Source organism: Sphingobacterium sp. 1.A.4, from assembly GCF_002734245.1.
GTDB classification, from domain to species: Bacteria; Bacteroidota; Bacteroidia; order Sphingobacteriales; family Sphingobacteriaceae; genus Sphingobacterium; species Sphingobacterium tenebrionis.
In genome coordinates, this window is record NZ_PEAZ01000043.1 from 15,526 (window position 1) to 38,841 (window position 23,316).

Consider the following 23,316-nt stretch of genomic DNA (forward strand, 5'->3'; position numbering starts at 1 on the left):
GACGGAATGCAAAAAAATATGGACGGAAAATCGCACGCAAATCCGCCATTACTCATACAGTTTACCGTTAGCGGGCATTTAAAAAAACATACGCCAGAGATTGAAATGGAAATAAACACACACGAGATAAATAACATAAAGATTGCTGAACTTTCATCAGAACAAATCCTGATAAACAACATAGATGATGGACTGAATTTATTAGGGAACGTTTATTATCAAGGATTTGATAAAGTTGTCATTCATCAAAAAAATATTACTCCAGACTTTTTTGAACTCAAAAATCGAATGGCGGGAGAAATCCTTCAAAAATTTTCAACTTATCGTGTTCAATTGGCTATTGTGGGGAATTTTTCGACATTCAACAGCAAGAGCCTAAAAGATTTCATATATGAAAGCAATAAGGGAAACCAAATTAGCTTTGTTTCATCAACGAATGAAGCATTTACAAAATTATCAGGGAAATGAATGTTACAAAGATAGACATAGAAGCAATTATTGCTGAGCAAATGATTCAAATTCCAAAAGGAACAATAGAATTACGTGATGACAGAATAAAAGAAAAATGGACAACAGAGATTAAATCGTTTTTCATTTTAAAATATCCGGTAACACAAGATTTGTATTTAACAGTAACCAATCAAAATCCGAGTACATTTCAAGGCGGCAAGCTCCCGGTTGAAACAGTTTCTTGGATTGATGCAGTAAGTTTTTGTAACGCTCTTTCTGAATCCTTAGGAAAAGATAAATGTTATGAAATTGATTTGGTCACTGAAATTGTAACGCTGTATTCAGAAGCAAATGGATTTCGATTACCAACAGAAGCAGAATGGCAATTTGCTTGCCAAGCAGGAACCAAAGACATTAGATATGGAGTATTGAGTGAAATCGCTTGGTTTAAAGAAAACTCCAATAATCACACGCAAGAAGTCGGACAAAAAATACCAAATAATTGGGGGCTTTACGATATGTTGGGAAATGTTTGGGAATGGTGTACAGATATTTATGATGAAACTGTTTACGGCTCTTATCGTGTATTCCGTGGTGGTGGATGGTGCGACCAAGAAAGAAGTGTTATGGCGACAACTCGAAGAAGAAGTCATCCTTTCTCGTTCAAAATAGACGATTTGGGATTTAGAATTGTGAAAAACAAATAAAAAACGACCGTACCAGACGATATCGAACAGTCAAAATGAACTATCAACAAGTATATCCTACAGACCCATTACGAAAACATGTTCGCTACTTTTGGATGTTGGAAGACGATAGTTTAGAATTTTCCGATAAGACATTCAAAATAATGTCGGACGGCTTGCCAGGGCTAATTTTTCTAGAAAACAAAAAAGCATTTCTTGATAAAGGCAATAAAAAACTACCACAGTTATTTTTGTACTGACAAACGACACGATATACAGAACTTAAATCAGTTCAACCTTTCCGTAACATTGGTATTTATTTTCAACCTACTGCATTAAAATCTATTTTTGGAATAGATGCAAACGAACTGACCAATCAACATATTGACATCAACGAATTGACTAAAACCAATATAACTGACCAACTTTTAAATACCACTACTGTCCAACAAAGAATTAAATTGTTATCGCGCTTTTTGATAGAACAGGCTGAAAAAAGAAAAGCGGAAAGCGAGAAAGTAAATTTTGCAACTACCCAACTGCAAAAAGGTGGCAGCTTACCGACCATTCAAAACGAACTAAGCTTATCCGAACGTTCATTGGAACGGTATTTTAAACAGCACATTGGTATTTCTCCCAAGCTATTTGCAAGGATAAACCGCTTTCAATCCGCTTTGGAAAGCATACGTCAAACCCAATTTAATAAGCTGACAAACATTGCTTATCAAAACGATTATTTTGACCAATCGCATTTTATCAGAGTTTTTAAGGAGTTTGCAGGAACAAGCCCGAAGCATTTTGTACACAAGGCCAACGAACAAGTTGCGAATTTTCCTGAATGGAAAATTTAATGGCTGTCGGTCTTATTCAATTTTAATACAAAACAGGCTGATAACTTTGTAGGAAAAGTATAATTATGATAGCCATTACAGGAGCAAACGCACATTTGGGAAAAGCAACCATTCAATTTTTATTGCAGAAAGTCGCGCCGACAAACATTTTTGCCATCGTGAGAAATCCCGAAACGATAAACGATTTTAAGGAACAGAGCGTAATTATCAGGAAAGCGGATTACAACGATTATGAAACGCTCAAACAAGCCTTTAAAGGTGTAGAAAAAGTATTACAGATCTCTACTATTAGGGTAGATGTGGAGACTGCCAAACAGCAGGAAAAAAATGTAGTAAATGCAATGGCAAAAAACAACATAAAAGTTTAGCGGCCAATGTAGATACACATACTGAGGCGGGTTTGAAATAAGAGTGAACGATTGGAAGGAAGTACAAGAATCAGGAATCGCATGGTAAAAGTTAAAATAGCCCCTTTAATAATCCTCATCAGCATGCTGATGATGGTCTCCTGTTCCCGGGAGGGCGATATAGGAATTATCGCCAGTGATCAAAAAGTTCAGGTGAAAGCGAATATAGGCTCAACGAATTCCAACCCTACAACCACATGGAATGACCAGGATGATTTTGGGCTATTTGTAAAACCTTCCGGAACCAATGGCTTTGCCACACTGCTGGCCAACAATCAGCAAGTTGTATTTCACAGTACAACGGGTTCTTTTGACCTGCAGGGTCCTCCGATCTATTACCCGCAGTCTGGCACGGTAGACCTCTTTGCATATGCCCCCTTTAAGAATGGAATAGGCCAAGTCTATCCTGTAGATGTTGGGAATCAAAGTGATCAACAAGCTATTGATCTATTGTACAGTAATTCGGCGCAAAATATAGGTAAATCCAACAGTGCTGTGCCGTTAAACTTCAATCATCAATTAAGTAAGATAAAATTTAATATTCAGGTTATCAATGGTACCGCTATAACATCAGCAAACATCAGCCTCAATGGTTTTTATGATAAAGCTGATTTTAATTTAGGTACCGGATTACTTTCCAATCAAACAGTTTCTTCACGCCCCATTTTCCTAGGCTCTACTCTCTCTGGAATCGTTATTCCTCATAACAGCTTGACCAATCGAATGATAGTATTTAGTTTCAACAATTGGAGCTGGACCTATCAACTACCCCTTACCGAAATATTTGAACCTGGAAAACAATATGATTACACCATCACCTTAAAGGATAAAGAGGTAAAAATTGCCCTTACGCAGGTTGTTCCTTGGACCAAATCAAACGTTGTTTCGCCTACTGAAACGGTGAATGGATATCCATTGGACTATGTTTATATTCCCGCTGGAACCTTCCAGATGGGTGCTCCTGATACATCAGAAACATCTAATCGCTATGAAGGACCACAGCATTGGGTGAAAATTTCGAAAGGCTTTTTCATGAGTAAATATGAGACTACGATTTCACAATATGCTCAATTTTTAAATGCATTAGGAGTTGCTTCTGCGGGAAGTGGATCCCCAAATAGCATTTACCATAACATAAATGGAGAAAATGTATTGCTGTTTGTAGTAGATGCTCAAGCAACACCAATATTTGAGAACAACACTTGGAAATCACCCAGGGGAAAAGAAAATCATCCAATGAGGCAGGTATCTTGGTATGGGGCACTTGCTTATGCACAATGGGCAGGAGGAACATTGCCAACGGAAGCACAATGGGAATATGCCTATCGTGCTGGCACAAAAACTTATTTTTTTTCCGGAGATCTTGCAATCGATTTACGGCCATTTGAATGGTTTCATGATGGAAATATAAATGCTATAAATAGAGTACATGCCGTTGGAGAAAAGCTTCCAAATCCTTGGGGACTATATGATATGGGTGGAAATGTTTCAGAATGGGCTTTAGACCAAGTCGATTTTCTAAACCAATATTCGTCAAATACTGAACAAAATCCAACGATTGACCCTATCAGTCGATTTACAACACAATCAAGGGTTGTCAGGGGAGGAAATTATGGATCTTCCGGATCCCTCGGTGGGGCGTATAAAAGAAGGTTAAAAAATGCTTTCAATACTGATCTATATACAGGATTTCGGATAGTTATAAATCCATAGGTTTATTTATTAACAATGTTACTTATCAGCTATGAAACAAATGCTTAAATCATACTTCCGAAAGTTGTCAGGATCGCTTTTTATTTTATTCTTCATTGGGTTGCAGGCTTGTCAGGAGAAGATGGAGATAGCAGATCCTAATGAACAGCAGAAAGGAAGCATCCGCTTTGATATTCAAATAGCATCTCATGATGACCAAGTGGGTACAGCATTAGGAAAAACCCATAGGAATACATCAGGGGCTTCTATGGCACTTAGTCCACCGGTGTCAAGATCGAATTTTACGACTAATTTTACTGCGGGAGATAGTGTTGGTGTTTTTGCTGTTCCTGCCGGTCAACCTTTGGCTGCGGCAGGAAACCTTATCCATAATGCAAAGCTTGTATTCGATGGTACAACCTGGTCAAGTAATGCAAACTGGGATCGTGATATTGCGAACTACGATTTTTACGCCTACTATCCGTACAACCCTAAGCTAACAGATCCTACAAATTTCAAATTTGAAGTGAAGCAGGATCAACGAAACTTGTCAAATTTCAGCCATTCGGATTTAATGACGGCCACAATGTCGGCAATTCCGTCCGGTGCTACTGTGGGCTTAACATTTCATCACGCGTTAAGTTTAATCCAGATCGAAGTTCCTGGTACCGCATTGGATGGTTCAGCTCCGGATCCAGGTATGGAGTTGATGTTGAGCCGATTAAAGTATTCAGGGACCTATAATTTGTTCCTCAAGCGATTTACCACAACAGCAAACACCTATGCAGGGCTTCGTCCGTATAGGGTAGAGCAAACGGATGGTGGAGCGCAAAATACAACGTATACCTATAGGGCATTGGTTCCACCCCAAACGATCGAGGCCGATCAAGCGCTGATCTTTATGACACTGGGGAAAACAACAAAAGTAACCAAGCAAAAAAATACCCTTCAAATGACGCGATCAAATGCTTACAGTTTTATTGTGGATGATTTCCCAACTGGGGGAAAAACGGTACTTATCAAGGCGGGAACATTTTTAATGGGAAACGGTAATCCTGGTGCAATCGAAAATGAATTACCGGTTCGTTTGGTTAAAATTTCCAAGGATTTTTACATGAGCAAAAATGAAGTTACGCTTAGCGAATATGTTGATTTTTTGAATGCTAAATATGTTAAAAATAACCCGCCATTAGTTAATTGGAATGGCTCAGTACTATTTTACTACAATATAAATCGGCCAGAATTATCTCCAATTTATGATGAAACATTAAAAAAATGGAGGGTAGAACCTGGTTATGAGCAATATCCGATGACCTTTGTTTTATCACATGGTGCGTTATCCTACTGCAATTGGGTTGGTGGCAAACTTCCTACCGAGGCGCAATGGGAATATGCTTGTCGAGCAGGATCTTCCACGACTTATTTTTTTGGAAATGATATCGCCAATCTGGGGGATTATGCGTGGATCCATAGCAATAGCTCCAATTCCGTCCAACCTGTTGGCCAAAAATTGCCTAATGACTGGGGTTTACATGATATGTATGGGAATGTCGACGAGATGACCTTGGATAGGTCAAATACAGTAGTTTTGGAAGGATACTCCGTTCCAAACGGCGAAGTTGTGGACCCAGGGAATTTTACTGGAGAATATCATGTTGTTCGAGGAGGAAGTTATAGATCAATTGATGCTACATCGTCTGCTAGGTCGACCATTTATTCAACTCAAGCAAATTTATCAACAGGTTTTCGGGTTATCTATGAAAAATAAATAAGTTAAAAATATAATTATTATCAATATGAAAGCACAATTATTAATTACCGCAATGGCCACCGCACTTTTGTTCAGCTCCTGTGGAAAAGATCCGATCAAAAGTGAGGTCGTAGAAGAAGCCATTCAATTTAATGGGAAAATAACCAATCAAAAAGCATCAACAGGGGGGCTTTCTACAACAAGTTCTTGGCAAGCCAATCAAGCCATTGGGGTTACCATGGTTCAATTAGGTACTCCGGTTATTCTAGAGCAAGCCAATAATAAAAAATATGTATTTAACGGGACGAGTTTCCTTCCTGAAACAGGTCAGGAAATCTATTATCCGGTAAATATGCTGCCTGTAGATTTCATCGCCTATGCTCCGCATAAATCAGGGTTAAATTTTCCTGGACCTATAAATATTGATGTGGCGGTTCAATCAGACCAAGCGGCAATCGATTTGTTATGGGCAAAATCAAACAATGGAGGAGCTGGCTTCTTAAAAACCGCTGGACTTTCCGTTCCATTGACCTTTGACCATAAATTAAGCAAGATCATCATTAAACCTACCGCATCTGCAGGATTGAGTAATACTGATCCTATGTGGGGCACCATGGTAATCAATATCAATGGCATGTACACAAAGGCTATTTTTGATTTATTTCAAGGAACAATTTCTACACCAACCGTGAAGCAGGGGATTTCGCCTAAAATGACAGCTGCTGGTCAAACTTATGAAGCCATCGTGCTTCCTGGAAATAATCCAACAGCGGGGGCATTTTCTATTACTTTTGTCATCAATGGAAGCCAATATACCTATACAAGTACAGCTAATGAGAATTTCGAAGCGGGGAAAGAATATACGTATAACTTGGCTATTTCGAAGACTGGGGTTAATTTGGGAGCTGTTACGGTAAATGATTGGGTGACTGTAAGTCGGTCTGGGGTTGCGAATTAAAATAGAGAATACTAATCGGGGAATTGCCTAGTTTCGACTCTTTTTACAAAGGCCGTTTTTACTAAAGTATTAACGGCTTTTATATTTTTTAACTTGTTTAAGGTTCTTTTTCAAAAATATAAACTAAATGGGATTTGTCTCAATTTTTTTTAACTCGAATTATTGGATGATATACTTAATATTGTACAGGAAATAAAAGTTGAAGTATTTAGGTGCATTTTGCATGTTGAATTTATTAACTTAAATTAGAGAAAAATATTCTAATCATTTGCCTATTTTTTCAAACATCTTAGCACAACTAAAAAAGGGGAACCAATTAGCCCTGAGGGTATTATATGATGATTTTGGTGCGTCTTTATATCAGCTTGCATTTCATATTTTAAAAGATGAAGAACATGCGGAAGAAATTGTCCAAGACAGTTATATCCAATTGTGGAAAAATCGGGCTCAACTTTCTGATGATTCAAATTTAAAAGCTTTATTGTTTGTAATTTGTCGGAATCATAGTTTTAATAGATTAAAAATTATCAATAGAAACCGGTCCAGATTTGTAAAGTTTAGTGTAGAGGAATTAGAACAATCCTATTATTTAGAGGAAAACCCATTGGAGGAGAAAGATTTCCTAGATCTTATAGAATCCATAGTTATTAGACTTCCGACAAAGCAACAATTAGTTTTTCGAATGAGTAGATTTGAAGAGTTATCCTATCAAGAAATTGCAGAAAAACTCCAAATTTCCAAATATACCGTTAAAAATCATTTAGTAGCTGCTATAAAGTTTGTTAAGGAACAAATTCAAAATAATGAGAATCAAGGATATGTTTATATATTAATTTATTTTTTTTTATTTAAATAATACCTATTCATCAATATTAAATATTTTTTTAAAATAAACTAGTCCATCAATAGCGTGAGAATTGTTCTATTGTTAGAAAGACATAACATGGACAAGATTAGATTAGAATCCTTAATTAAAAAATTTTTATCATCTGAATTATCCTTGAAAGAGGAAAAAGATTTGATAAAAATTATGACGGAAAAACCTAATTCAGAGTATCAAGAATTATTCGAGGAAATCTACAATAAATATAAAATTGAAAAAGAACTTTCTGAAGTTCAAAAACAAAAAATATGGTCTGGGATATCAGTTGGAATAGGGAATAATAGTAAAAATTGGAAGAATATTTTTCAAAGAGTTGCAGCTATTTTAACATTATTTTTAAGTGTAGGTGGAATTTATATCTTTATCTTTTATTCCAATTTAAATGGTGATCCTGTAAACTATTCTCAAAATTCTATCACTAGAAAAAAATTACCTGTTTCGATTTTTAGTGATAATTTATTTTTTGGGAATGGTATTGAGCTAACAGAAGCTACATTAAAACAATTTGGTATTAATATACAAAATTCAGATTCAATTGTATTTATTGACAAAAGAAAGGATTTTCTTTCTCTTTTCCCTTTAAATTTTACTATTAAAAGTAATAGCTCTCAGGTACTATCTGTTTTTTTATCAGATAGTTCTAAAGTATGGTTGAACTCTAATTCATCTTTAATACTTCCAAATACCTTTGAAAAAAATAATCGAGAAGTGTATTTGAAAGGGGAGGCATACTTTGAAATTGAACATCTTAAAAACAAACCATTCAAGGTCTTTGCTGGTGATTTGACGACTGAGGTTTTAGGAACCCATTTTATTGTAAACAGTCAAAGCATGAAAAATACAGAAATTATTTTACTTGAAGGCAGCGTTAGTGTGTCAAATAAAACGAAGAAAACAATAATGTCCCCTGGAGAAATAGCAATAGGAAATGACTTTCAAATTATTAAACGTGAAAGCGAAACACTTGATTTATTAGCATGGAAAGATGGTTATTTCAAATTTGATAATGCAAATATAGTTGAGATTATGAACCAGATTGAAGACTGGTATGATGTTAAATATATTAAAATTCAGACTACGAATGATGAAAGGTTTTCTGGAACATTTAAACGGTCTGATCAATTGGAAATACTTTTAAACAATTTAGAAGAGGTTTCAAATATTCGTTTTAGGATCAAGGAAGGAGGAATCCATGTAGAAAAAAAATAAACCTAAATTATTATGAGAAATATGGGAGGTGTTGCTGCACCCCCCAAGAGAATACATGATCAATATGGACTAATTTATTAATCATTTTATACCCAACCCAAATGTATAAAACTTCTGATATATTGCGATATCCTTTTAACCAAGATATCCTTAAAATTTTATTGTATATGAAACTGATAATCTTTTTGCTGTGTATTAGCAGCATCCATGTCAGTGCAATTACTTATGGACAAAATGTCTCAATCAATGCTAAAGGTGAACGTTTTGAGGAAGTATTGGCCAAAATAAGAAAGCAAAGTGGAAAACATTTTCTTTATAATGTTCGAGTTGTTGATGAAAATAAATCAGTTGATTTAGTTGTTAAAAATAAAGATTGGAAGGTAGTTCTAGAAAAACTCCTTCAAACACAAAACTTAGCATATGAGGTCAGAACAGATTACGTATTAATTTATTCAAATGAGTCTAGATTAACGTCTAAAAATAATAATAGGACTAAATTTCAAGAAAACTTAAAAGGCAAGATTGTTTCTTCAAACGGGAGCCCTATTATGGGCGCAACTGTTAAATTAACACAATCTGGCCAGATAGTAACTACAAATGAAGTTGGTGAATTTCATTTTGAAAATGCTCCTTCGCAAGGCAAATTAATAGTAAACTATATAGGCTATTTTGAGAAGATTTTTGAATTTTCTGGTTATAATGATGTTCAAATTGTATTAAATCCTACCATTAAAGAAATTGATGAAGTTGTTGTTGTGGGTTATGGAAGTCAGAAAAAATCAGATTTAACGGGGTCAATAGTAGGAGTGCAGGCTAAAGAGTTTACCCAGGGAGCAAACTCCAATGCACTACAATTATTAAATGGCAAAGCTCCAGGTGTAACTATTAGTCAAACTAATTCTGCTCCTGGGGCCGGAACAAAGATACAAATCAGAGGAGCTGGTTCAATCAATAGTAGTAATGATGCACTTATAGTTATTGATGGAATGCCTGGAATTGATCCGTCAAGTCTTAGTCCTGAAGATATAGAATCAATTGATATTCTTAAAGATGCCTCAGCTGCAGCAATTTATGGAACCCGGGCAGCGAATGGTGTAGTTTTGATAACAACAAAAAAGGGAAAATCCGGAATCGTTGTGACCAAATATGATGCTTATGCTGGGGTGCAAAATATTTCAAAAAAAATCGAGGTATTGAATGGTAGAGAGTACATGGAGGTGTTAAATGCTATTCGGAAAGACGCGGGAAGGGATGTGATTTTTACCGATGATCAAATTGATAATATTGGTAAAGGTACAGATTGGCAAAATGAGGTTCTTCAGAAAAACGCATTAGTACAAAATCACCAAATGAGTTTTTCTGGTGGAAGTGAAAATAGCAATTTTTATTCTGCATTAAATTATTTTGACCAAGATGGGTTGGTTAAAAATTCAGGATTTAAAAAAATAAATTTTAGAACAAATTTAGAGTTTAGGCCGAAGAATTATTTAAAAATAAATTTAAATGGAAACTTCACTAGAGGTAGTCAAAAAGCAATTTACACCTCCAATGGAGTGAATGAAAATGCGGGACCTTTAAATTCTGCAATTCAGTTTGATCCAACTCTTCCTGCTGATAAGGACATTAATGGACGTTATTTTTTAAATAATTTTATAGCATTGGACAATCCATTGGCATTACTTTATGGAATTGATAATAGGAATCTGAATAATACATTTTATGGATTAGCCGCTGTAGAAATAACGCCATTAAACGGTCTGACAGGAACAATAAGGATTGGAGGCAGTGCTGCAAATAACATGATGTCAAGTTATACTGATCGTTCAACTATTAATGGACTTGCAAATAGTGGTATAGGTTCTAAATCAGCAAATTCTGGATATCAATGGTTGACAGAATTCCTAATTAACTATGAAAAAATTATCAATAGCCATAATTTCAATATTATGGCAGGAACTACTTTTGAAGAGTTTGGTGCAGAAGGAGTTGGGGCAAGTTCTATGAAATTTCTCTCTGATGTCACGTCCTACCATCTACTTCAAAGCGGAGATGGTGATAAAAGTGACAATGTTACTTCGAGCAAATCTAGAAATAGGTTAAATGGTGTCTTAGGGAGGGTAAATTATAACTATCAAGGTAAATATCTTCTGACAGCCTCTTTACGGGCAGATGGAACATCAAGATTTTCAAAAGACCATAAATTTGCTGTATTTCCTTCAGGAGCATTCGCTTGGAGGATAACTGAAGAACCCTTTTTTTCAGACTGGAGAGAAAATGGCATCTCACTTAAATTAAGATTAGGATATGGACAATTGGGTAATCAGGGTATATCAAATTATCAAACCATTAATACTTTAATTGCTTCAGGGAATGCAGTTTTTGGTAATAATATTTATCAAGGAGTAGTGCCAGCACGATTGCCTAATCGCAATCTTCGATGGGAAACAACCGAAGAAATTAATTTAGGATTTGATTTTTCAATCCTAAATAATGCCTTAAGCGGTTCTATTGATGCTTATAAAAGAAATACAAAGGATCAATTATTTAGTAAACCAATCCCTTCGGTAGTAGGATTTAGCAGTTATATGGTGAATTTTGGAAATGTGGAAAATAAGGGTATTGACTTCCAATTGCGTTCTAAGAATATACTAAAAGAAAATCTTGAATGGCAGAGTATATTTAACCTATCTCTATTAAAGAATGAAGTAAAAGAATTGCCAGATTTTATACCTCAATTAATTACTGGTAGTATTGCTAGTTTTATCTCAAACTATCAATTGGTTGAAAAAGGACACCCGATGCTCTCTTTTTATGGATTCGAGACAGATGGAATTTTTCAAAATGATGAGGAAGTGAAAAATTCGACACAACCTAATGCAAAACCAGGTCATATTAGGTTTGTGGATCAGAATGATGATGGAAAAATAGATCTACTTGATAGAACAGTATTAGGCAAACCATTTCCAACCATTAACTTAAGTTTAAATAATTCCTTGAGACACAAAAAAATGTCTATAGATTTTCTATTGCAATATGTGGGAGGTATTAGTATGCTAGACGCGAATATTACGGAAACCCTTTATCCTACCAATGAATATCGAAATCGGTTATCCGAATATTTGTTAAACCGATGGACTGTTCAGAATCCGACCAATAAATATCCAAGCGGTGTTAATCCTACATCCTATGGAGGTGATTATATTATAAATTCCCTGACTGTTCAAGATGCATCTTTTTTAAGGTTGAAGAATGTTAATTTTAGTTATGAAATATTCAAAAATGGGGCTAAGATTGATAAATTAAATGTTTTTTTAGCAATTGAAAATTTGTTTACTTGGACAAAATATAAGGGCTATGACCCCGATGCAAGTGTAACAGGAACTAGTTCTACTTCCAAAGTAAGCTATAATACCTATCCTTTAGCTAAGACATTTCGTTTTGGTTTTAATTTAACTCTTTAATCATTTAATCATGTCAACATATAAATTTAAGTATATCTTATTATTCTTTCTTCCTTTTTTATGTGCATGTTGTGAATCATTTTTAAAAGAAGAAGTTTATACAGAATACGATCCAGATAGTTTTTTACAAGACGAAAGTGGAATTGATGCCTTGTTAACAGGGGCATATGCAAGGTCTAGAATAATTGCATACGATCATAGGAATTATACCTATATGATGAATGAGTTTAATACTGACATTGCTTTTGAAACTGGCGGAGGTTTAGAAAAAGATGCTGCTCCATTCATTCAGTTTAATTGGGCCGTCAACAACAGCTTTTTAAATTCTTTTTGGCAGAAAATGTATCAAGCGATAGCTAGTGCTAACTCTGTTTTAGTGTTGTCTAATCAATTGCAGAATATGGATATTGAAAAAATTAATAGAATTCAAGCGGAAGCAAGGTTTATCAGGGCGTCTTCATATTATTTTCTATATAATTTGTTTGGACCTACTCCACTTATTGATATTCCTTTTGATGCAAAACCTGAAGAAATTGAAGAAATTGGTAAAAATACTTCAAGAGCTTCAAAGGAAGATTTTGTTAATTATTTAATTACAGATTTAGAATTTGCATCAAATCATCTTCCATTAGAAGAAAATCTTTTAGGGAGAGCAACAAAAGGCGCTGCTTTAGGTTATTTAATGAAGCTGTATATGAAGGAAAAAAATTGGTTAAAAACATTGGAAGTAACTCAAACAATAATTTCAAGTAAACAATACACGTTATACCCAGATTATAATTCTCTATTTAGTGTTTTAGGTGAATCAAATAAAGAGTATATATTTAGAGCACCGTGCTTACCTCAAAATGGTTTTCATAATAATTATATGGCACATGCTTTTCCCCCTAACTATCCAATTCTTTCTAATCAAGTTAATTTTGGTGCTCAGTTCCGAACCTATTCTTCTTTTTATAAAACGTTTGAAGCTAATGATAAGAGGAGGGAATTATTAATTCGTTCTTATAAAGATAATTCAGGGAAGATAGTTGAATTATTGGAAGATGTAAATGGCAATCCTTTAAATGATGTTAGAAGTTTTAAATATTTGCCAGACCCTAATGCTGTAGGTGAAGCTATGGGGAATGATATAGTTTATATTCGATATGCAGATGTTTTGTTAAGTAGGGCTGAAGCATTAAACGAACTTTCTGGTCCAAATCAAGAAACAATAAATCTAATTAATGAAGTCCGTAGAAGAGCAGATGTTTCTAACATAACTTTAGAAACCTATCCATCCAAGGAAAAGTTAAGAGATTTTTTATTAGCAGAAAGGGGACGAGAGTTTTATTCAGAAGGTTTAAGACGAGAAGACCTTATTAGGCATGATAAATTTATTAGTTCTGCGCGGGAAAGAGGTTATCCTGCAAAAGACTATCAAGTAGTTTTCCCAATTCCATTACAACAAATTGATGCAAATCCTAAATTGATACAAAATGAAGGTTATTAGAATAGGAATATTAATCTTCCTATGCTTTTGGAAAATTTCCATATTCCACCTACAAGCACAAGAACTTCCAAAACCTAATCCAGCACAATTAGCTTGGCAAAATGCGGAATTAGGCATCATTTTTCACTATGATTTACATGTCTTTGATGGCCTAGCCTATAAGCAGAGCAAAAATAGAATTACACCCATCCCTGACATCAAAATCTTTAACCCTTCGAAATTAGATGTTGAACAATGGGTGATATCAGCAAAAGAGGCAGGGGCAAAATTTGCCCTAATAACTGCCACACACGAAACGGGATTTGCCTTATATCCTTCAAAAGCTAATCCATATAATACCTTAGCTTTAGGTTGGAAAAACGGAAAGGAAGATTTGTTAGGGGACTTCATTAAAGCTTGTCATAAACACGGATTAAAACCAGGGGTATACATCGGAATTCGTTGGAATTCTTATTTAGGTGTGCATGATTTTGTAGTTGATGGAGAAGGGGAAATGCAGTTGCAAAGACAACGCTATTACAACAATATGGTGGAGGAAATGGTAAAAGAAATCTGTACTTGGTACGGACCATTATTTGAAATCTGGTTTGATGGGGGAGCGAGTCACCCTGAAAAGGGCGCTCCAGATGTACTACCAATTGTTAAAAAGTATCAACCGGAATGTCTATTCTATCATAATGATCAGTTGGCAGAAGCAAGATGGGGTGGTTCAGAGTCAGGGACAGTTAATTATCCATGCTGGTCCAATTTTCCTTTTCACTTTACTGGGTCTGGAGAGAGTGCCCCAAGGGAAATTTGGAAGGACGGTTATAAATTATTAAAAACTGGAGACCCAAATGGTAAATATTTTATGCCCGCTATGGCTGACGCACCGTTACGTGGTGACAATGGAAGACATGAATGGTTTTGGGAACCCAACGATGAACATAGCATTTATAGCTTAGATAAACTTGTCGATATTTATCATAAATCAGTAGGGAGAAATGCAACCCTCGTTTTAGGAGTTACCCCGGATACAGCGGGATTGGTGCCACATTCGGATCGAAAAAGAATGCAGGAATTTGGTCAGCATATATCAAATATGTATAGGGAGCCAATTGTTACCTCAAACCAATCAAAGAACCAATTGACGTTCAAAAAGCAACATCCAGTAAAGCATATTATGTTAAGGGAAGATATTTCTGAAGGACAAAAAATTAGATCTTTTCGAATTCAAGAACAATCAAATGGAAAATGGACTGATATTTATCAGGGCAGTTCTATCGGAAATAAACATTTAATCATCCTTGAAAACCCTGTTCCTACTAAAGTCTTACGCATTATAATTGACCACGCAGTTGGTAAACCAAAGCTATTAACATTTAACGCCTATGAGAACCTCCAAAATAATCCATAAACTATTTTTTCTTTTAGCCCTTATCCTTCACTTGTCCCCATCTTTTGCACAGAACAAAGATAAACCCAACATCGTTGTATTCTTTGTCGATGATTTGGGCTGGCAGGATATTTCCCTTCCATTTTATAAAGAAAAAACAGCAATAAATAAGAAATTCCATACTCCCAACTTGGAATTACTTGCTAAAGAAGCCACAAAATTTACCAATGCCTATGCTACACCTGTTTGTACACCCTCCAGGGTAAGTATGTTGACCGGTGTGAATGCTGCTCATCACAGAATTACAAACTGGACGCATCCATTGGCGAATAAACCCACGGACAATCCAGATGACCTATTAGGCCCTCCAGATTGGAATATCAACGGGATGAGCCCAGATCCAAACATTCCAAAAACCTTTCATGCTACCCCTTTCCCCTTGATATTGAAGGATCATGGCTACTATACGGTCCATGTTGGAAAAGCACATTGGGGATCGGCAGGTACACCCGCTGCAAGTCCGAAAAACCTAGGTTTTATGGTAAATGTGGCAGGGCATTCTGCAGGACATCCACAGAGTTATTACGCCCAACAGCATTATGGGAATATGCCAGGGAAAGCAAGCCTTCAAGCCGTTCCCGATTTGATGGAATATTATGGTAGCGAAACTTTTCTCACAGAAGCCTTAACATTAGAAGCCATTAAAGCCATTTCCGAACCCATAAAAAGAGGGGAACCTTTTTTCTTGAATTTCTCCAATTATGCCGTCCATGTTCCGATTCAACCTGATCCGCGATTTGTCCAAAAGTATTTAGACAATGGCTTGGACGCTACAGAAGCAGCTTATGCATCCCTTGTCGAAGGTTTCGACAAGAGCATTGGCGATATTATCCAAGTCCTTAAAGAAAAAGGGGTATATGAAAATACGGTTATTATATTTTTAAGTGACAATGGAGGCTTAAGTCTTAAACCAATGCGGTCTGGGCAGGATCATACCCAAAACTTACCCTTGCGCGCAGGAAAGGGTTCAGTTTACGAAGGCGGGATTCGCGTGCCTTTGCTAATTAAGGATGTTCAGGATGGGAAGGAAAGGATATCAGATGTTCCTGTAATTATCGAAGATCTTTTTCCTACGATACTGGAGTATGCCCATATTAAAGATTACTCCCTGGTTCAAAAAAATATAGATGGAAAGAGCTTGGCAAGTTTGACCAAAGGCAAGACAGATGGCTCTTGGAAAAAGAGGAGTTTGATATGGCATATTCCCAATAAATGGACCGTTCCTGATGGTCCTGGAATAAACTTTTTTTCTGCTATCCGAAGAGGAGATTTCAAGCTGATCTATGACATGAAAAATGGGAAAATGGAATTATATAATATAACAGAAGACATTGGAGAGATGAATGATCTATCAGATAAAAACCCAAAAGAGCTTAGCGCATTAAGCAAGATCTTAAGCGATCAATTAAAAAGTTGGGAGGCACAAATGCCCCTTATTAAAGCAATTGGTACAAAAGTTCCTTTTCCAGATGATTTGAATTAAAGGACAAAACTTTCTCCAAATGTTGGAGACAGTGTTCAAGTGAGTTGTAAGTGACTTAAGGCACTTACACCTCACTTAAAAAGTGCTTACAGCCCGCATTTACCTCGAACTAAATAGGTTATTATATTATCTATGCCAGATTATCACTTCCTTGAATTAATCCTTCCTGCTAAAGAAATTTATTCATCTAAAATCCTATCTTTACAAAACCTATTAAAACAAACACAAACTAGTACTGAATTGAAATTAATTTAATCTTTCTATTTCTTATTCATGAAACGTGTTTTTTTATCTTTTATCATTTTTTCTTTATTCGCTATCGGTTGTGCGGGCAATAAGTCCCAAAACGATCAAAATGGTTGGAAACCTCTATTTAATGGAAAGGACATTAAGGATTGGTTCGTGAAGATCCATCACCATGAAGAAGGCGAAAACTTTGGAAATACCTTTCGGGTTGAGGATGGGATTATTAAAATCAGATATGACCAGTATGGTGATTTCAACGACCAATTTGGCCACTTATACTATAAAAAACCTTATTCCTATTATCATTTGAAATTTGAGTATAGGTTTGTTGGAGAGCTACATCGTGGAGCCCCTTCCTATACCCTTCGGAATAGCGGGGTGATGTTCCATTCCCAAGATCCGAGAGGCATGTTAAAGGAGCAAGACTGGCCAATTTCTGTAGAAATGCAATTGTTGGGTGGACTTTCTGATGGAAAGCCCAGGCCAACCGGTAATATGTGCTCTCCAGGAACCAATGTGGTTTATCAAGGAAAAATAGCTTCTACCCATTGCTTGAATTCAACCTCCAAAACCTATGATGGAGATCAATGGGTAAAAGGAGAATTAATTGTTCTTGGAGATTCTCTGATCAAACATATCATTAATGGAGATACGGTTCTGCAGTATGCCAAGCCCCAAATAGGCGGTGGTACCGCCAATGGATATGATCCGAAAATAAAAATCGATGGCAAGTTACTTAGCAGTGGATTCATCGCACTTCAGAGTGAGGGTCAGCCGGTAGATTTTAAGAATATTTGGATTAAGGAATTGAAAAAATAAAAAATCACACATGAAAAGAACTTCTTTTTTAGCCATACTATTAACAACCCTGGCTTTCACCTCTGTTTTTGCCCAAACCAAAAGCATCAACATCATTCCCCAACCAAAGGAATACTGGTGGGGTGGGGCAGTGGCGCTAGGATCCACCATGCCATTTGAAAAGGAAACCAAAGGTTTTGATCTGGAATACCAGAACCTCAATAATCAAGTTGTGCCCTTATTGATTTCGAATAAAGGGAGGTTCCTTTGGGCGGATAAGCCATTCAAATTTCAGATAACCGAAGAAAACAGCATCGAAGTAGTCTCCAAATACGAAGATCTAAAATTGCAAACGGAGGGGAATACCCTTCGATCAGCTTATATGGCAGCCAGCAAATTGTACTTCCCAGCAAACCCGATTCTTCCCGATTCCCTCTTTTTCCTAAAGCCTCAATATAATACCTGGATCGAATTGATGTACAATCAAAACCAGGAGGATATCCTAAAATATGCAAAGGCTATCGTTGATAATGATTTTCCTACAGGGGTATTAATGATCGATGATAACTGGCAGCGCTATTATGGAAATTATGATTTTCGGGCAGAGAAATTCCCTGATCCTAAAGCGATGGTCAAACAGCTTCATGATATGGGTTTCAAGGTCATGTTATGGATTTGTCCGTTTATAAGCCCTGATAGTCCGGAGTATAGGGAACTTTCCGCCATAGGCTATCTGATCAAGGAGAAGGCAACAAAAAGCCCAGCGATCATTTCTTGGTGGAATGGTAAAAGCGCCTGTCTTGATCTTACAAATCCTGACGCCAAAGCCTATTTTGTGGGCAAACTGAAGAAGATGCAACAAGATTATGGTATCGATGGGTTTAAGTTTGATGCCGGCGACAATGAATTCTACAGGATGGATCGATTGGCAAGCTTTGACAGCAGTGCATTATCCATAGACCATACCATGGCTTGGGCAAAAATAGGATTGGAGTTTCCGTTTAATGAATACCATTCAGGATGGAAAATGGGTAATCAGCCCTTGGTACAGAGATTGGGCGATAAAGCCTACTCCTGGCGGGCAATGCAGATGTTGATTCCGGATATGCTCGCTTCAGGTCTTTTGGGCTATGCCTATACCTTTCCGGATATGATCGGAGGCGGTAATTTTGCCACTTTTCTGAATATCAAAGAAAATGAATTCAATCAGAAATTGATTGTTCGCTCTGCCCAGGTGCATGCCCTGATGCCGATGATGCAATTTTCGGTGGCACCTTGGCGGATTTTGAATCAGGAACACCTGGAGATCACCAAGAACATGGCCAAACTGCATGAAAAATTTGGAGCCTATATTTTAGACCTGGCAAAATATTCCATTAAAACTGGAGAGCCAATAGTAAGACACCTGGAGTACGAATTCCCTAATCAAGGATTTGAAACCTGCAAGGATCAGTTTATGCTTGGCGATAAATTCTTGGTCGCTCCGATTATAACAGAAGAAGATAGTCGCCTGGTCAAACTGCCTAAAGGTAGATGGAAAGACGATCTTGGAAAAATACACAAAGGTGGGAAATCCATCAAGATCGATGTTCCGCTGAAAAGATTGCCATACTTTGAGAAGATCTAAGATTAGATCTTCTCAAAAACATACCTTTCTCCTTTCTTGGTTTTGAACTGAAAGGAGTTTCCTGTTTGATTCTTTGATTTCCACCTTACCCTATTCGGGAACAGCAGGTTACAGTCTTTCCCGGCCAGCGAAATTACCTCTAACCTTACAATCTCCCCATCTTTCCACTCCATATCCAGTTCGAAATTACCCCTAGCCTTAATACCCTTTATCCTTCCATTTTTCCAAACACTTGGCAAGGCAGGTAGGAGCCGTATTTCACCTAAATGACTCTGCATCAGCATTTCGATGATTCCCGCGGTTACCCCAAAGTTCGCATCAATCTGAAAAGGAGGATGCCCACTGAACAGGTTGCTATACAATCCGCCGCCCGATCGTCTTTTTTCCACCTTCTTTTCAACAGGCTCTAAAAACCCGAAGGACTTGTTCAGGATCTGGTATGCCCGATCACCATCCCTTAATCTCGCCCACCAATTCATTTTCCAAGCCATGCTCCAACCCGTACTGATATCACCCCGATGCGCCAAGGTCTGTTTCGCCGCATTTACCAGATCATCCGAAAAACCGGGGGAAATCTGTGTTCCAGGAAAAAGACCAAAAAGATGCGAGATATGTCGATGAGTATCCTTGGGATCATCCAGGTCCTCCGACCATTCCTGCAATTGTCCATATTTGCCAACCTGAAATGGATATAACCTCTCCTTAAACCCAATCAGTTCCTTTCTAAATTGCGCATCTGATCCTAGTTCCTCTGAAGCTTGGATCACCGCAGTAAAAAGTTCCCGAACAATGGAAATATCCATGGTGGTGGCTTTTCCAATACTATACCCTTTTCCTTGATAATTGAAATGGTTTTCGGGTGAGCTGGAAGGGGCAGTTACCAGGAACCCTGATTCGGGATCTTCCACTAGCCAATGCATCATGAATTGTGCAGCACCCTTCATCAGTGGATAGCCTTTTTCGGATAGGAACGTTTTATCTTGGGTATATTGGAAATGTTCCCAAAGATGGAGGGAAAGCCAAGCTCCGCCCATTTGCCAACAGAAAGCCTCCGGATAATAGGTCCGGTCCTGATCGAAGTTTCCAACGGGGGAGGTTTTCGCCCAAAGGTCTGAATTATGATGGGCGACCCAACCTTCATGGATTCCATAATTGACTTTCGCAGTTTCCTTTCCATTAATGGCCAGTTCCCCAATAAAATCCAATAGCGGTTGATGACATTCGGATAAGTTATTATTTTCCGCTAGCCAATAGTTCATTTCGGTATTGATATTGATCGTATAGTTACTGCCCCATGGCGGTTGAACCTTATCGTTCCAGATGCCCTGCAGGTTGGCAGGACGGCTGCCTGGTCGAGAACTGGAAATCAACAGGTAGCGGCCGAATTGAAAGAGCAAGGTCTGTAATTGAAAATCCGTGGGATCTTTCTCAAAATTCCGGATTCGATCAACCGTCATCAGGTTATTCTGATCCATGGAAACACCCAATTCAAATTCAACCCGATCAAATAATCGGCGGAAATCGCTGCTATGTTCTCTCTTTAAGGTTTGATAATCCTTTTTCAGCACCAATTTCATTTTCTTTGCTGCTTCTTTTCCAGGATCTTTTCCATCTGCCATAGCAGAATTATCAAATCCATTGAAGCTGGTGTTTTCTGTGAGATAAAGGGTGGCCTCATCTGCATCTTTAACTTCCAAAAATTCCCCATTAGTTTTCAGGGTACCTCCTTTATGTTTGATGGCCAGTTTGGCCTCAAATAGCATCCCTTCCTTTTCCTTGTATACGACTTGCTCGGGGAAATAATTCCGATGCGCAACGATGGATGGCGTACGGCCTTTTAATATCAATTGATCGGATACGATGCTTGAGGAAGCCTCTAATTTGCTGCTCATCCTTACACGAAAACTGACACTTTTTTTCTCGTCTGCTTTAATATGAATGATCAATGCTTTCGCGGGATGACTGATAAAAGCTGATCGTTCGTAGGTAATCCCATTCAATTCATAGCTAACCGTGCTTACGGCTTGTTGGATATCCAATGTTCTTAAATAATTCTTAGCCTCTTGGGTTTGATGGTCAAATTGAAGTTGCAAGTCACCCAAAGGAAGATACCTGGCCGAATACGGTCCCTGCATTTTCCGCCAGGTAGCCTCTGCATTTGCATATTCCTTCGCAAAAATCTGTTTCCTCAATACAGGCAATAGACCCGCTGCAGCAGGATTGTTGCCCGGATCTGGGGTTCCGGACCATAAGGTATGATCGTTGAGTTGAATCAACTCTTCGGATATTCCGCCAAAAACCATGGCCGCCGTTTGACCATTTCCCAAGGGAAATGCCTCCTCCCAAAATTCGGCAGGGCGATCTGCTTTGATCATATATGCTGAATTGCTCTGGGCATTCGACTCGATGTTAAAAATGCTCAGCAGAAATAAGATAGGTAGATAGATTCTTTGCATGGAATAATTTATAGGTTATGAGGATGAATACTAAACTTACAAAGTAAAATCCCAATTCCCTTAATTTAATTAAGAAATCGTTTTCGTGAATAAAACATCTTTTATTGTTAAATGCTTATTAAATTGGAACTCCATTATAACGCAAAATCATGAAAAGACGGACTTGGTTACAACAGGCAGGATTATTATTTGCAGGATTAACCATGCAGAGGGCCCAGGCAACTAGCAAAGTAGACCCTTTTTCAAAAAACCATTTACCTGATCATAAACAAGTAGATGATCGGGCCTATTGGGTTTCCGTTCTGGTGAAGATGGCTAGTCCAATTCTGGAGAACATTAGTAAAGGTACTTTTCAGATAAATATGCCAATGATTGTTTCCAGCAGTTTTGATGGCCGCAATCCGAAAGTGGGCTACCTGGAAGCTTTTGCCAGATTGATAGCCGGTATTGCGCCATGGCTGGCATTACCCGATGATAATACTTCCGAAGGCAAGCTTAGAAAAAAGTTTAGGGAGCAGACCATCCAAGGCCTGATTCATGGTGTAGATCCGAATTCTCCCGATTATTTTGCCTGGAGGGACAAGTCCTCTCAGACCTTGGTCGATGCAGCCCACCTTGCCTTAGCGTTTATGCGTGCTCCTAAAGCCCTATGGGATCCCCTTCCTCAAAAAACAAAAGATCAGCTGATCAGCGAATTCAAACATATCCGTTGGATAAAACCTGGTCCGAACAACTGGATATTGTTTGCCGCTATGACCGAGAGTTTTCTGTATAGTGTCGGGGTAGAACCGGAAAGAACAAAAATAGATCATGCGGTTGATACCTTTGATACGGAATGGTATGTTGGCGATGGATGGTACAGCGATGGAAAATCCTTTTCCTTCGATTACTACAATGGCTATGTGATCCACAGTATGTTGGTGGAAACGCTAAGACAGAATTTAAAAGCAGGGAACTATCAGGAAAAATACGATAGAGCCTACAAGCGCATGCAACGATATGCTACCCATTTGGAAAGATTGATCTCGCCGGAGGGTTATTTCCCGGTCATCGGCCGGAGCTCTACCTACAGAAATGGAGGTTTCCAACCCTTAGCGCAAGTGGCATTGGAAAAAAAATTACCGAAGGACCTAAAACCAGGCCAGGTAAGAGCGGGCTTAACAGCCATCATGAAAAACATCTACCAACATGATATTTATGATAAACATGGATGGTTAGTGCTTGGATTAACCTCTGATAAACAAGGCAATTTAGCCGACTACTATACCAATGTTGGCTCGCTATATGAAGCTTCTTTAGCTTTTTTGCCTTTGGGACTGCCTGCATCTGATGAATTCTGGAGCAGCCCAGCCGAGAAATGGACTTCTCAAAAGGCTTTTTCCGGCGAAGTATTTCCCAAAGATTATTACGTAACTTATTAAAGAATAGACTTTGC

The 23,316-nt window shown here is 37.6% G+C and carries 17 protein-coding genes and 1 pseudogene; 17 read left to right on the forward strand and 1 reads right to left on the reverse strand.

Annotated elements, in window-relative coordinates; translation table 11 throughout:
* The first annotated feature begins 18 nt into the window (after positions 1–18).
* The 16 genes and pseudogenes from CRJ00_RS06410 to CRJ00_RS06480 all read left to right on the forward strand — a co-directional run bounded on the left by CRJ00_RS06410 (position 19) and on the right by CRJ00_RS06480 (position 19,425).
* Positions 19–468: a DUF4180 domain-containing protein gene (locus CRJ00_RS06410; protein ID WP_306473103.1), complete on the forward strand. Its 450-nt coding sequence runs from the start codon at positions 19–21 to the stop codon at positions 466–468.
* Complete coding sequence (locus CRJ00_RS06415) at positions 465–1,157, forward strand: formylglycine-generating enzyme family protein (protein ID WP_180268432.1); 693 nt, start codon at positions 465–467, stop codon at positions 1,155–1,157. Before CRJ00_RS06410 ends, CRJ00_RS06415 begins: the two co-directional genes overlap by 4 nt.
* Before the next feature lie 35 nt (positions 1,158–1,192).
* Positions 1,193–1,513: pseudogene (locus CRJ00_RS19345) on the forward strand (DUF6597 domain-containing transcriptional factor); the annotation flags it as partial.
* Between the two features lie 21 nt (positions 1,514–1,534).
* Positions 1,535–1,987, forward strand: coding sequence for a helix-turn-helix transcriptional regulator (locus CRJ00_RS06420; protein WP_180268433.1), 453 nt, complete (start codon positions 1,535–1,537; stop codon positions 1,985–1,987).
* 65 nt (positions 1,988–2,052) lie between these two features.
* Complete coding sequence (locus CRJ00_RS06425; RefSeq protein ID WP_099366045.1) at positions 2,053–2,355, forward strand: NmrA family NAD(P)-binding protein; 303 nt, start codon at positions 2,053–2,055, stop codon at positions 2,353–2,355.
* Between the two features lie 81 nt (positions 2,356–2,436).
* On the forward strand, positions 2,437–4,107 hold the full coding sequence (locus CRJ00_RS06430) for an SUMF1/EgtB/PvdO family nonheme iron enzyme (RefSeq protein WP_144038112.1): 1,671 nt from the start codon (positions 2,437–2,439) through the stop codon (positions 4,105–4,107).
* A gap of 31 nt (positions 4,108–4,138) precedes the next feature.
* Positions 4,139–5,854: an SUMF1/EgtB/PvdO family nonheme iron enzyme gene (locus CRJ00_RS18960; protein WP_099366047.1), complete on the forward strand. Its 1,716-nt coding sequence runs from the start codon at positions 4,139–4,141 to the stop codon at positions 5,852–5,854.
* A 28-nt stretch (positions 5,855–5,882) separates the two neighbouring features.
* On the forward strand, positions 5,883–6,794 hold the full coding sequence (locus CRJ00_RS06440; RefSeq protein WP_099366048.1) for a fimbrillin family protein: 912 nt from the start codon (positions 5,883–5,885) through the stop codon (positions 6,792–6,794).
* A gap of 268 nt (positions 6,795–7,062) precedes the next feature.
* Complete coding sequence (locus CRJ00_RS06445; protein ID WP_180268434.1) at positions 7,063–7,650, forward strand: RNA polymerase sigma factor; 588 nt, start codon at positions 7,063–7,065, stop codon at positions 7,648–7,650.
* Between the two features lie 87 nt (positions 7,651–7,737).
* On the forward strand, positions 7,738–8,886 hold the full coding sequence (locus CRJ00_RS06450) for a FecR family protein (RefSeq protein ID WP_099366050.1): 1,149 nt from the start codon (positions 7,738–7,740) through the stop codon (positions 8,884–8,886).
* 167 nt (positions 8,887–9,053) lie between these two features.
* Entirely contained in the window at positions 9,054–12,347 is a 3,294-nt protein-coding gene (locus CRJ00_RS06455; RefSeq protein ID WP_180268435.1) for a TonB-dependent receptor, read from the forward strand.
* Positions 12,348–12,357: 10 nt separating this feature from the next.
* Positions 12,358–13,836, forward strand: a complete 1,479-nt coding sequence (locus CRJ00_RS06460; RefSeq protein ID WP_099366052.1) for a RagB/SusD family nutrient uptake outer membrane protein — start codon at positions 12,358–12,360, stop codon at positions 13,834–13,836.
* Positions 13,823–15,232, forward strand: a complete 1,410-nt coding sequence (locus CRJ00_RS06465; RefSeq protein ID WP_099366053.1) for an alpha-L-fucosidase — start codon at positions 13,823–13,825, stop codon at positions 15,230–15,232. Before CRJ00_RS06460 ends, CRJ00_RS06465 begins: the two co-directional genes overlap by 14 nt.
* A complete protein-coding gene (locus tag CRJ00_RS06470) occupies positions 15,207–16,754 on the forward strand; it encodes a sulfatase (protein WP_099366054.1) in 1,548 nt (515 codons plus the stop codon). Before CRJ00_RS06465 ends, CRJ00_RS06470 begins: the two co-directional genes overlap by 26 nt.
* Positions 16,755–17,027: 273 nt before the next feature.
* A complete protein-coding gene (locus CRJ00_RS06475) occupies positions 17,028–17,819 on the forward strand; it encodes a 3-keto-disaccharide hydrolase (protein WP_099366055.1) in 792 nt (263 codons plus the stop codon).
* Positions 17,820–17,829: 10 nt separating this feature from the next.
* Positions 17,830–19,425, forward strand: coding sequence for a glycoside hydrolase family 31 protein (locus CRJ00_RS06480; protein ID WP_099366056.1), 1,596 nt, complete (start codon positions 17,830–17,832; stop codon positions 19,423–19,425).
* A 2-nt stretch (positions 19,426–19,427) separates the two neighbouring features.
* Here the strand turns inward: CRJ00_RS06480 and CRJ00_RS06485 are convergent, their stop codons facing one another.
* Positions 19,428–21,881, reverse strand: coding sequence for a glycoside hydrolase family 95 protein (locus CRJ00_RS06485; protein WP_099366057.1), 2,454 nt, complete (start codon positions 21,879–21,881; stop codon positions 19,428–19,430).
* Positions 21,882–22,030: 149 nt separating this feature from the next.
* Here CRJ00_RS06485 and CRJ00_RS06490 point away from each other — a divergent pair, with 149 nt between their 5' ends.
* Entirely contained in the window at positions 22,031–23,302 is a 1,272-nt protein-coding gene (locus tag CRJ00_RS06490; protein ID WP_099366058.1) for a DUF2264 domain-containing protein, read from the forward strand.
* The last annotated feature ends 14 nt before the right edge of the window (positions 23,303–23,316 follow it).